General features: G+C 74.4%; 5 protein-coding genes. All 5 read left to right on the top strand.

The window, feature by feature from the left end; translation table 11 throughout:
• Positions 1-72: 72 nt before the first annotated feature.
• The 5 genes from eccCa to SLUN_RS04820 are packed head-to-tail and all read left to right on the top strand — an operon-like array spanning position 73 to position 12,919.
• Positions 73-4,038 carry a type VII secretion protein EccCa gene (gene eccCa / locus SLUN_RS04840; RefSeq protein ID WP_257153668.1) on the top strand — a complete coding sequence of 1,322 codons (3,966 nt, stop codon included), beginning with the start codon at positions 73-75 and terminating at the stop codon, positions 4,036-4,038.
• Positions 4,038-5,429 (top strand): type VII secretion integral membrane protein EccD, encoded by a 1,392-nt coding sequence (gene eccD / locus SLUN_RS04835; protein ID WP_254708719.1) that lies wholly within the window; start codon positions 4,038-4,040, stop codon positions 5,427-5,429. The genes eccCa and eccD overlap by 1 nt, the downstream gene beginning before the upstream one ends.
• 8 nt (positions 5,430-5,437) lie before the next feature.
• Positions 5,438-6,757, top strand: coding sequence for a type VII secretion protein EccB (gene eccB / locus SLUN_RS04830; RefSeq protein ID WP_108147303.1), 1,320 nt, complete (start codon positions 5,438-5,440; stop codon positions 6,755-6,757).
• A 16-nt stretch (positions 6,758-6,773) separates the two neighbouring features.
• Positions 6,774-9,707 (top strand): hypothetical protein, encoded by a 2,934-nt coding sequence (locus SLUN_RS04825; RefSeq protein ID WP_108147302.1) that lies wholly within the window; start codon positions 6,774-6,776, stop codon positions 9,705-9,707.
• Positions 9,704-12,919 (top strand): right-handed parallel beta-helix repeat-containing protein, encoded by a 3,216-nt coding sequence (locus tag SLUN_RS04820; RefSeq protein ID WP_108147301.1) that lies wholly within the window; start codon positions 9,704-9,706, stop codon positions 12,917-12,919. The genes SLUN_RS04825 and SLUN_RS04820 overlap by 4 nt, the downstream gene beginning before the upstream one ends.
• The last annotated feature ends 45 nt before the right edge of the window (positions 12,920-12,964 follow it).

The raw sequence follows: 12,964 nt of genomic DNA, 5'->3' as shown, positions 1-12,964 counted from the left end.
ACCAAGAGCAGGAAAGAGAGCACGTTGAGCACTGTGGTAGCCAAGCGCTCGCCACGTGCCGAAGGTCCCCCCGTGCCGGAAGGCCAAGTCGAACTGGCCGAGCCCCCCGTGCTGGGTGAACCGGCCACCGCCGACTTCGGTTCCGTGATGATGTACCTGCCGATGGGGCTCGGCGCCGGCGCTATGGTGCTGATGTTCTCCGTCGGCCGGGGCGGAGCATCCATGTACATGATGTCCGGGATGATGGGCATCGCCATGGTCAGCATGACCCTGGTCCAGATCGGCCGCCCCGGTGCGGAGCGGCGCCGCCGCATGCGCGCCGAACGCCGTGACTACCTGCGCTACCTCGCCCAGAAGCGCAAGCAGGCCCGACAGGCTGCCGAGGAACAGCGCACCGCTCTGCTGTGGGACAACCCCGACCCGGCCGGCCTGTGGGCCGTCGCTTCGAGCACGCGACTGTGGGAGCGCAGGGCGGGCCACGACGACTTCGCCCGGGTCCGGATCGGCCTCGGTACCCGTCGGGCAGCCCTGGAGTTCCTGCCCCCGCAGACCAAACCGGTGGAGGACCTGGAGCCACTGTGCGCGATCTCGCTGCGCCGTTTCACCAAGGCCCACCAGACCGTGCCCCGGTTGCCCGTCCCGGTGGCCCTCCAGCGCTTCACCAGCGTCGAGTTCACGGGCGAGACCGATGACGCGCTGGCTCTGGCCCGGGCGATGCTCGGCCAGCTCGCCGTCTTCCACTCCCCAGACGAACTGCGCATCGCGGTACTGGCCGACGAGCACGATCGCCGCATGTGGGACTGGCTGAAGTGGCTGCCGCACAACGCCCACCCGCACGAGGAGGACTCCTCCGGCCCCGTCCGGCTGGCCGCCGACGACCACGATGCCCTGATGAACCTGCTGGGCCCCGACGTCCGCGACCGGCCGGACCACGACACGTCCTCCGCGCCCAGCATCTCCGAGCCGTTCGTGGTGATCGTCGCCCATGGCGTCCGGATCCCCGAGACCTCCCGGCTGCTCGGCTCCGGGCTGCGCGGCGTGGTGCTGCTCGACCTCACCGGAGCCGTACCCGGCGGGCCCAAGGTGCTGCGGCTCACCACCCGCGACGGCAGGGTCGACTTCCCCTCCGACACCGAGATCGTCTCCGGACGGGCCGACCACCTGAGCGCCACCGGGGCCGAGAACCTCGCCCGGCTGCTCGCTCCGATGCGCACCAGCGGCGGTGTCGACCTGGTGGACCGGCCCCTGGAGTCGGATTTCGACCTGGCCGCCATGCTCGGCATCCGCGACCTGCGCACCTTCGACGTGGCCGCCAAGTGGCGCCCGAGGATCGCTCAGGACGCCCGCCTCAAGGTGCCGATCGGGGTCACCGAGGACGGTGAGATCGTCGAAATCGACCTCAAGGAGTCCGCGCAGGGCGGCATGGGCCCGCACGGCCTGCTGATCGGCGCCACCGGCTCCGGCAAGAGCGAACTGCTGCGCACCCTGGTGATGGGCCTGGTCGCCACTCACTCGTCCGAGGTCCTCAACCTGGTCCTGGTGGACTTCAAGGGCGGCGCCACCTTCCTGGGCATGGACCGCCTCCCGCACACCTCCGCCGTCATCACCAACCTCGCCGACGAACTCCACCTCGTCGACCGCATGCGGGACTCCATCAACGGCGAGATGATCCGCCGTCAGGAGCTGCTCCGGGACGCCGGTTTCGCCTCGCTCTTCGAGTACGAGAAGGCGCGCGGCACCGGAGCGACCCTGGCGCCCCTGCCGTCGCTGCTGATCGTCGTGGACGAGTTCTCCGAACTGCTGGCCAGCAAGCCGGAGTTCGTCGAGCTGTTCGTCTCCATCGGTCGCCTCGGGCGCAGCCTGGGCGTCCACCTGCTGCTGGCCTCCCAGCGGCTGGACGAGTCCCGGATCCACCGGGTCGAGGGCCACCTGTCGTACCGCCTGGCGCTGCGCACCTTCTCCGCCATGGAGTCCCGCAGCGTGATCGGCACCCCCAGCGCCTACGAGCTGCCGTCCGCCCCCGGCAACGGCTACCTCAAGGTGGACACGACCAACCTCATACGGTTCAAGGCCGCCTATGTCTCCGGTCCTGCACCCGTCGCCTCGGGCCAGGTGGAGTCGCCGCGCGGAGCGAGGGCCGGTCGTGAGGTCACCGTCTTCGGCCTGGAACAGTGCGGCCCGCTCGCCTCGGCCCGTGCCGAGGAGGAGGCCGCCCTGGTCTCGCTCGCCGAGGAGTCGCTGCGCGGCCAGGCCGACGAGGAGGCCCCTGCCGAGGAGAGCGAGGAGAGCCTGCTGGAGGTCCTCGCCGGACGGCTTGCGGACAGCGGTCCGCCCGCCCGGCAGGTCTGGCTCCCGCCGCTGACCTCCTCGCCCAGCCTGGACCAGCTACTGCCCGGCATCGTGCCGGACCCGGACCGGGGCATGGGCGCGGCCGACCCGCGGGTCCAGGGTGCGCTGCGGATTCCGCTCGGAATCGTCGACCGGCCCTTCGAGCAGCTGCGCGAACTGCTGGTCGCCGACCTGTCCGGCGGCGACGGGCACGTCGGTGTCGTGGGCGCGCCGCAGACCGGCAAGTCGACCCTGCTGCGGACCCTGATTCTCTCGCTGGCCCTGACCCATACCTCGCGGGAGATCCAGTTCTACTGCCTGGATTTCGGCGGGGGCGGCCTGGTCTCCATCGCCGGCCTGCCGCACGTGGGCTCGGTCGCGACACGGCTGGAGCGTGACCGGGTGCTGCGGACCGTCGCGGAACTCTCCCAGCTCCTGGAGCGCCGCGAGCAGCTGTTCGCCGACAGGGGCCTGGAGTCCATGGCGGCCTACCGTGCGCTGCGCGACCAGGGCGCGGTCGACGACCCGTATGGCGACGTTTTCCTGGTGGTGGACGGCTGGGCGACCCTCCGCCAGGACTTCGAGGACCTGGAACAGCAGATCATGGAACTTGTCGCCCGGGGCCTGTCGTTCGGCCTGCACATTATCGCCTCCGCGGTCCGCTGGTCGGAGATCCGGGCCCGGCTGCGCGACATGCTCGGCACCAAATGGGAACTGCGGCTCGGCGACTCCATGGAGTCCGAGGTTGGCTCCAAGGCGGCGGCAGGGGTGCCGCACCAGCCCGGTCGCGGCCTGACAGGCTCCGGTCACCACTTCCTGTCCGCCCTCCCAAGGCTCGACAGCTCCTCCCGGACCGACGACCTGACGGCGGCCACCAAGGGCGCGGTTGCGGAGATCGACACCTTCTGGACCGGCGGCCGGGCTCCCGGCGTACGCCTGCTGCCGACCCGGCTGGACGCCGCCCGCCTCCCGGCCCCGGACGGCGAACGCGACCTCAGGTTCTGCCTCGGCTGGGACGAGCAGCGGCTCGCCCCCGTGTGGCACGACTTCGCCGCCACCCCGCACCTGATGGTCTTCGGCGACGGCGAGACCGGCAAGACCAACGCCCTGCGCCTGGCCATCCGCGCCATCACCAGCCGCTACGGTCCCGACGAGGCACGCATCCTGCTCGCCGACCCCGGCCGCGGGCTGCTGGCGGACGTGCCCGAGGAGTACCGGGTCGGCTACGTGGTCGACAGCGACGCGCTGGGGCAGCTCGCCGAAAGCGCCGCCGTGTCCGTCGGCAAGCGGCTGCCCGGCGCCGATATCACCCCCGAGCAGCTGGCGAAGCGGGACTGGTGGCACGGCCCGCTGCTGTTCGTCCTGATCGACGACTACGACCTGTTCTCCGCCGCGCCCGGCGCGGCCTCCCCGATGGCCCCGCTGATGCGGCTGCTCGCCCAAGGCGCCCAGATCGGGCTGCACATGGTCGTCGCCCGCAGCACCTCCGGCGCCATGCGCGCCGTCATGGACCCGCTCATCCGCCGTATGTGGGAGCTGGGCAACCCGGTGCTGCTGTTCTCCTATCCCCGGGAGGAGGGCAGGTTCATCGGCGAGGCCAAGCCCCGCACCCTGCCCGCCGGACGCGCCCAGCTCGTCACCCGGCGCGCCGTCGGACTCGTCCAGACCGGCCTGGTGCCCCCGGCCACCGCCCCGACAGGAGCACGATGATGACCGCACCCCCCACGGCCGAGGCCACCGAGGTCTGCCGTATCACCATTGCCGGCCCGGCCGGCCGGGCCGACCTGTCCGTCCCGGTCACCACCCCGGTCTCCGCGCTGCTGCCCCTGCTGGTCGGGCATGTCACCACCGTGCCCGACCAGCAGGGCACCCCCTGGGTACTGCAACGGCTCGGCGACGAAGCCCTCGACCCCGAGGCCACCCCGCAGAGTGCCGGCCTGCGCCACGGCGACGTGCTCCAGCTGCGCCCGGCCGACGCGCCGCTGCCCTCGCTGCATTTCGACGACGTCTCCGACGGGATCGCCCAGGGCGTCAGCGGCGGCCCCGGCAGGTGGCGGCCCGAGCTCACCCGCAACCTCGCGCTGACCCTGTCCTGCCTGGCCCTGGCCGCCCTCGCCGCCGCCCTGCTCGGTGCCGGACCCGGGGCGCCGACCGCCGCGGCGAGCGGGCTGACCGCCCTGGTGCTGGCCGCAGGCTGCGCCGGGGCCGCGCGGCTGCGTGCCGACCGGGGCAGTGTGCTGGTCGCCGGGATCGGTTCCTTCGTCTTCGCCGGGCTGGCCGGGCTGACCTTCCACGCGGGCCCGGGCGGCGGCTACGCCCCCGGGGCGCCCGCAGCGCTGGCCACCGCCGCGTGCCTCGTGGCGCTGGCCGGGGCGCTGCTCGGTCTCGGCGCGCTGCCGCTGGTGGTGCCCGGCACCGTCCTGATCATCGCGGTAGCGGCGGCCGCCGGGGTGGGGCTGGTGGCGGGCGCCAGACTGCAGGACGTCCAGGCCTCCGCGGTGGTCGCCGTCGCCATGTACGTCCTCGGGCACCTCGCGCCCCGGCTGGCCCTGCGCACGGCCCGGCTGCGGGTGCCGCAATTGCCGAACGACGCCGAGGAACTCCAGCAGGACATCGAACCCGAGCCGGGCGGGTTGGTGGCCCGCCGGGTCGCGGTCGCCACCGCCTTCCTCGACATGCTCGCCATCGCCTCCGCGATCGTGTGGGCGGTCGCCGTCTGGTTGCTGGCCGTCCGCGAGCCGGACTGGGCCGGCTGGCTGCTGCCGCTCGCCCTGAGCGCGGCCGTCCTGCTCCGCGCGCGCGGCGTCGGCGGCACCCTCCAGCGCGTCCCTGTGGTGCTCGCGGGCGGCTACGGGCTGGCCGTGGTCCTGGTCGTCCGCGTCGCGCCCGCCGGCCCCGCCGGGCGGGCCGCGGTGCTCGCGGTACTGCTCGCCGCGGCTGCGCTGCTGCTGGTCGGCGCCTGGCGGCTGCCGCACGGACGGCTGCTGCCGGTGTGGGGGCACATCGGCGACCTGCTGGAGATCGTCACGGCAGTGGCGCTTCTGCCGCTGCTGCTCCGGGTGCTGCACGTGTACGCGTACTTCCGCGGCCTGGCTGGCTAGGGGCGCGTATGCAGACTCGACGCGACCACGTACAGGCCTACCAGTTCGCCACGGGCCGCCTTGCCTCCGCGCTGGTCACCGGAGATCCCGGCCGGGGCGACAGCCCGACCCGCCGGTCCGCGCTCGGCACGCTCTTCGGGGCGGGCGTGGTGGTCCTGCTGTGCGCCGGGTTCGGGGTGTACGGGCTGCTGTCACCGGTCGCGAAGTCCGACTGGAAGAAGAACGGGGCCGTCGTCCTGGAGAAGGAGACCGGCAACCGTTACGTCTACGCGAACGGCGTACTGCGCCCGGCCCGGAACTACGCCTCGGCCCTGCTCATCGCGGGCAAGCGGAACGCCCCGGAAACGGTGTCCGCCAAGTCCCTGGCAGGGGTCCCGCACGGCTTTCCGGTCGGCATCAAGGGCGCCCCCGACACGGTGCCGGACGCGTCCGGGCTGCTGACCGGTGCTTGGGCGCGTTGCCTGCGGACAGGCCCGGCCGGCACGGCCACCGGTAAGGCGGGCGACAGGCCGGCCGGCCAGACCCTCGTCTTCGGCCCGTCCGCCGGTGCGATGGCCGCGCTGACCGCCGACCGTGAGGTGCTGCTCAGCGGGCCCCGAGGCTCCCGCTACCTGCTCATGGGCGGCACCAAGTACCCAGTCCCCGCTGAGTCCGCACTCATCGCCCTCGGCCTGGACGACCAGCAGGCCGTCCCCGCCCCCGCCGACTGGCTGGCCGCGGTCCCCACAGGCCCCGCCCTCACCGCGCCGACGCCGCCCGGCACCGGGACCCCCGGCGGCAAGGTCGCCGGTCAGGCCGCCGAAGTCGGCCAGTTCTTCCGCACCAGCACCGGCGGCGGCGCGCACTACTACGTCCTGCGCGCCGACGGCCTCGCGCCGGTCAACGCGACCGCGTACGCCCTGCTCGCCGCCCGCCCCGGCGCGCCCGCCGCGCGTCAGGTCAGCCAGGCGCACATCGCCGTGGCACCAGTCTCGGCCGACCGCGGCCTGAAAGACCGCCTCCCCGACGTACTCGGAGCCCGTCCCCTGGCCGACGGGACGGCCTGCCTGAAGGTGGGGCCGGACGGAAGCACCCAGGTCGTGGTGGGCGCCGCGAGCACCCGGCAGGTCGTCATCCCGCCCGGCGGCGGGGTCCTGGCGGTCCCGGCAGGCAGCACCCTCCAGTACCTCATCACCGAACAGGGGGCGAGGTACCGGCTCGCCGACGGCCATGCCGCCTCGGCCCTCGGCCTCGGCGACCCCGAGCGGCGGCTTACCCTGCCCGCCGGCGTCCTCGCGCTGATCCCCGAAGGTCCCCTGCTCAGCCGCGCCGCGGCCGCGAAGTGGTGAAAGGTATGACCAGCTCATGAAGCTCAGGCTCCGGGCGTACGTCGGTGACGCCGTACTGATCCACCCCAAAGGCGAACCCGACCGCCGTGCCCTCGCCTTCGCCGAGCGGCTGGCCCGCGACGTCCAGAACACCCTGGTCGTGATCGACCTGCCGGCAGGCGCCGTCGACCGGGAGTGCGAGGCGGTAGCCCGCCTGCTGTCCCGGGACAGGTACGGCACCCTGCGCCTTGTCTTCGGACGCGGCACACGGGAGGAGATCCGCACGGCCGGCCAGCGGATCGCCGACCGGCTCGCACGCGAGGTCCTGGTGCCGGACGGCAGGGTCGTGCCCACGCTCGCGGGCGGCCTGTTCATCCCCAGCGACCAAGGCGATGGGTGGCTGCGGTGCCGGCCGGGGCGCCCGGCGCAGCGGGATTCCCGGCGCTTCCCCAAGCCGCACTGGGAATTCTCCACGCCGGCCCGCCCCCTGCCCACCGGCACGCACACGGTCGCCGAGCCGGTGCCGGGCGGGGTGTGGGTGCGCGACATCCGCACCGAGCCGTCAGCCGCCCACCGCAAGAGGCTGGTCGAGGACCTGCCGACCCATCCCGATCTGCTCCTCGTGATCGTCGGCAGCCCCGGCGCCCCGGCGGTCGGTCTCGACGACCTGGCCCGCTTCTGGGACACCGTCTTGCCCAACGCCCGGGCGGCGGTCAGGTTCGTGCTGTATGGCGCGGTCGACGTCCCCGCTGCCGTCGCCCCCGGCCAGGAGATGGCGAACGCCCTGGGTCACCCGGTCGTGCTCTGCGCCGGACTCCCGGCCGGCGCGCCCGGCTCCGGTGACATGGAGGTGTCCGCCGGGGACGCCACGCCCGGCCGGCGTCCGTACGCCGACGAGTTGAGCTACGTCCCGGTGAGGGCCGGCCATGCGCCGCCTCCGGCGCTGTCCGGGCTGCGCCCGCCGCTGGACGGGGTGCCGGAGATCGCCACCGGGCTGTACCAGTACGCTCCGGACGCCGTCCTGGAGGTCGTACAGAGCGGGCTGTGGCTGCGACCCCCGGCCGAGCCGCCCGGCGCCAACGACATCAGGCGGGTTCCCGCCGCGCCCGGCCACGCCATCCTCCACGTCGACCGCGGCGCCCCGCAGACGGTGCAGACGGCCGAGCGCATGCTGGCCCTGGCCGAGGACATCCGCCAACGACTCTGCGCCGGAACCGGTGCCGACATCCTCCTCGCCCCGACCGAGGAGCCGTCCGCCCTGGTTCCGTTGGGCGGGGCCAACGGCCCGGCTCCGACGCCGCTCGGGTCGGCCCCAGCCGCTGCGGCGCCACCCGCGGGGAGGCCGGCACCGGCCCTGGAACACCCAGCTCCACTCCCGCCGTTGCCGGCGACCGAGGCCGGTGCGCTGACGTCGGCGGCGCTCACCCCGCCGCGCACCCGGCTGGCGTCCGGCGACTTGGCCTCAGTTGCCCCCAGGATCCGGGGCGGCGCTTCCGTAGACCCCGAAGGGGTGCCGGTCGGTCCGGCCGTCCGGGTGCCTCCGGTCCGGGGCGGCACGTCCGGCCGCTGGGGCCATCCGCAGGCTCCCGCCCCGGCCCGACGCGGGGCGCGTCGGCCGCGTCCGGGGGATTCCGTGCCGCCGCCGACCGAGCCTGCCGCCCCGCCCCGCCCGGCCGACCCGGAGCCGGCGTCCGCCGGGTCGGACGGTCCGGCCCCCGCGCCGACCATGGACATCACCGGGCAGCCGCCATCCGGCGACCCGGTCGCGGCGACTCGACCCGAGGAGCCCTCCGCCCCGGACGCGCCCACGGCTCCCGGAGCGGCCGACCCCGCCTCCGACCCCGGTCGGGGCCGGAACCCGGCCAACGCGCCCGTCGTGCGGGTCCCGGAGACCACAAAGGAGCTCCCGGCACGCCCCGGCGACGCCGCCCAGCTTCCGTCGCCTGTGCCGCGGATCGCCGGAACCCCGGGGCCGTCGGCGGCCGCTGACCCGACGGCGGCGGCCCCGCTCGAAGCTCCCACCGGTCCGGTTCCAGGTCCCGCCCGCGCACCGACCGAGCGCCTCGCCCGGCCCGCCGCTGCCAGATTCCGGCTGGAGTCCGCCGCACCCGACGAGGTCGCGGCGCCCTCCGCGCCCGCCCCGGCGACGCCCGCCCCCGTCCCGGCGAGCCGCGGTGCCACGGACCTACGGGTGCAGCCCACGCCGAAGGCCGCCGCCTGCGCCGTGCCGCCCGAACGCGGGGTCGCTCAGGAGCGGGACTGGGTGCGCCGGACCTTCAAAGAGCAGTACAACGCGGTGGCCGGATCGGTCTCGCGGGTGATCTACGAGTCGCCGGGTCTGCGCGGCGGATCCAAGACCGAGGCGGCAGAGGCCCTCACCGAACTCGTCGCGGTGCGGCTGTATCTCTCCGGCGATCATCGCCGGGCCGACAACGCCGTCCGCGCGGCCACCGCCGGCCCGCATGTGCCGCTGGCCCGCTGCGTGACGGCCGGGCTGCGGCGGCTGCCCTCGTACCGTGGCCCGGCTCTGCTGCGGGCACGGCTCAGCGCGGCGGAACGGGCCTGGTACCGCGAGGGCAGGCTGGCCACCGAGTGGGCTTTCTGCCACGCCCGTACCGCGCTGCACGCGGGCCCGCGCGGCGGGACCGACTTCCTGATCTGGTCCATGACCGCCCGCCGTACCAGTCAGCTCGACCCTGCCGTACCCGAGCGGGTGCTGTTCCTGCCCGGCACCAGCTTCAAGGTGCTGCGGGTCGAGGGCACCGCCGTGCTGCTGCGCGAGCTGTCGCCCTCGGAGATCGCCGAGGACGGCAGGGTCGACACCCAGGGGGAGAAGCTCGACGAGATCGCCGTGAAGGGCCTGGGGAAGATCCTGGACGCGCTGGAGAAGGCCGGGAGCGACGACAAGGCCGACAGTGCCGACCCGCCCGGGCTGATCGTCGCCCGCCGGAAAGAAGGAGCCAAGCCGTGAGCAGGCAAGTCCTGTTGGTCTCCCCGGACCGCCCGGGCGCCCACCGGTCGATCAGCGCCGCCCTCGCCGAGGCCGCGGAGGGGGCGCTGATCACGGTGGCCCCAGGTCGGTACGAGGAGGCGCTCGACATCACCCGCACGGTCACCGTGGCGGCCGAGGGCGGGGCCGGGACCGTGCAGGTGCACGCGGCCTCCGGGAGCACGGTCGTGGTGGACGCGGAGGCCGTCCAGCTCTCCGGCCTGGTGCTGTCCGGCGCCGACCGGGAGGCCCCGGTGCTCGACCTGCGCCGCGGGCAGGCCGCGCTGGACGCCTGCCGGATCGAGGGCGAGGCCTGGACGGCGGTGCTGGCCTGGCACGAGGGCACCCTGGCGGCCCGCGGCTGCCGGGTGACCAACCCGCGCGGCGCGGGCGTGGTCGTCACCTCGGGCGGCGCCAACGTGCTGGCGGACACCGAGGTGGTAGAAGCCGGTTCGTCGGCGGTCGTGGTCGCCGAGCACGGACGCCTGGACGTACGGGACTGCCTGCTGGAGCGTTCCGGGGGCAACGGCGTCTGCGTGAACGGCAGCGGAACCGCGACCGTGGAGGCCACCCGGATCATCGGCAGCGGCAAGCCGGCCATCGCCGTCGAGCAGGAGGGCCGGGCCGTCCTGCACCAGGTCACGGTGACCGGCAGCGCCGTGGTGGACGCGTTCCTCACCAGCCGGGGCGAGATCACGGTCACCGAATGCGTCTTCTCCGGCTCGGCCGGGCAGGCGGTGCACGTCAGCGGCGGGGCCGCACCGCTCCTGCGCGGCTGCAAGGTCACCGGGGCGGCCCGCGGCGGCGTCCAGGTCACCGCAGGCGCCCGGCCGCGGCTGGAGGACTGCGAGATCACCGACACCCCGGTCGGGCTCCAGGTCACCGGTGCCGGAAGCGCCGCCACGGCCACCGGGCTCACCGTGCGGAACGCCGCCACCGCCGCCGTCCAGGTCACGGAGTCCGCGGCCGCGGAACTGGACCGGCTCACCGTCACCGGGACCTCCGGCTCCGGCGCCCGGGCCGGTGGCGGCGCCCAACTGACCATCAGGGATTCCGAGATCACCCTGGACGGCGGGCACGCGGTCGAACTGGCGGGCGGCGCCGGCGGCCGGTTCACCGGCGTCCGGCTCACCACCACCGGCAAGGGCCGCGGACTGGGCCTGGCCGGCGCGGCGACCGCACTTCTGGCCCACTCCACGCTGCGCGACTGCGCCGCTGTCATCGACGCCGGTGAACTCACCGCCCATGACAGCGAGTTCGCCGATTCCGCCGCCGACGCCGTCCGCGTCCTTGTCGGCGGCTCACTCACCGCCGTGGGCTGCCGGATCACCGGCGCACGCGGCCACGGCGTCAACGTCGAGGACGGCGCCCGCGCCGACCTCAGTAACTGCGTCGTCCTCGACAACGCGGGCGACGGCGTCAGGTCCGCCGGCGCCGACGGCTCCGTACGTCTCCAGGACAGCGAGGTCCGCGACAACGCACCCGCCGCCCCGGTCGAGGAGGGGGCCGTCCACTCCGGCACCGGACCACTGGCCGAACTGGAGGCCCTGGTCGGCCTGGAGAGCGTCAAGCGCGAGGTCACCGGCCTGATCAACCTCAACAGGATGACCAGACGGCGCACCGAGATGGGCCTGCCGATGCCCCCGATGAGCCGTCACCTGGTCTTCGCCGGGCCGCCCGGCACCGGCAAGACCACCGTGGCCAGGCTGTACGGGGCCGTGCTCGCCGAACTCGGCGTCCTCAGCCAGGGCCACATCGTCGAGGTGGCCCGCGCCGACCTGGTCGCCCAGATCATCGGCGGCACCGCCATCAAGACCACGGAGGTCATCAACAAGGCCATCGGCGGCGTGCTCTTCATCGACGAGGCGTACACCCTGACCAACCAGTCCCGGGGCACCGGACCGGACTTCGGTCAGGAGGCCGTCGAGGCGCTGATGAAGCTGATGGAGGACCACCGCGACGAGATCGTCGTCATCGCGGCGGGCTACTCCGAGCACATGGAACAGTTCCTGGCCTCCAACCCCGGCATGGCGTCCCGGTTCGCCCGCACCATCGAGTTCCCCAACTACGACCCGGAGGAACTGGTCACCATCGTCCGCGGCCTGTGCGCCAAGCATTACTACGAACTGACCGACGACGCCCTCGCGGCGTTGACCCGCTACTTCGAGGTCGTCCCCAAGGGCCCGACCTTCGGCAACGGCCGGGTCGCCCGCCAGGTCTTCGAGACGATGATCAGCAACCAGGCGTCCCGTCTGGCCAGCCACCCGCCCGCCCACGACAGCGAACTGAGCCGGCTGACCGCCGCCGACATCACAGCCGCGCCGGCCTCGCCCGCGCCGCCCGCCCAGCCGTCCCGCCCCGCGCGGGCGGCGCCTCCCACCCCGGATCCGGCCCCCGACGCCGGGACCGTGTCCGCCGGGGCCGTGCCCGAACCGGCTGCCCGCCACCTGGCCGCCCTCACCGGCCTCGGCCCGGTCCGGGCAGCCCTGGCCGCCCGGCTGGACACCCTCGTCGAACTCGGCCAGGGCACCGCGGGCCTGGCGGACATCGTCCTGGAGGGCATGCCCGGAAGCGGCCGCCGGGCGGTGGCCGCCGCGTACGGCAGAGCGCTCGCCGAACGCGATGTGATCCCGACCGGCGCGCTGGACCGGCTGCCGTTGTCCGCCGTCCCGGCCCGCTGGCCGGAGCAGCCGCGCACGTACCTCGGCCACGTCTTCCGGCAGGCCGCGGGCGGGATCCTGTTGACCGAGGTCGACCCCGACTTCGAGAGCCGCCCGGACGCCGAACGGACCGCTGTGATCGACGCGTTGGCCGCCGAGGCGGCGGCGCGGGACGGGCACGGCGCCGTCCTCGTGCTGTCCGGAGGCCCGCCGCACCTGATGGACCTGCTGCGCGACCGTACCGACCTGGCCGGGCCGTTCGCCGAGTATCTGCGGCTGCCCGCCTACGCCGGCCCCGAACTCGCCGAACTGACCCGGCGGCGGCTGGCGGCGCTGGGCCTGGAGGTGGCCGAGGAAGCGGTGATGGCACTGGCCGGGCAGAACCCGGCCTACGGCGCCTACGGCGCGCACCGGCTCGCGGACCACATCGCCGAGCGGACCCGCGCCCGCACCGTGACCCCCGCCGACCTCCCCTTCGCTGCGCCCCGGCGGGGCGACCAGGCCCCGGCCGACCCCGCGTTGGTGCCTTCGTGACAGGGCCGGACAGGGGGCGAAGGGGCAGAACCGCCGGGACGGTCG

The organism is Streptomyces lunaelactis (genome assembly GCF_003054555.1).
Taxonomy (GTDB): domain Bacteria; phylum Actinomycetota; class Actinomycetes; order Streptomycetales; family Streptomycetaceae; genus Streptomyces; species Streptomyces lunaelactis.
Note: the sequence above shows the minus strand (reverse complement) of the source record. Positions and strands in the feature narration are given on the sequence as shown.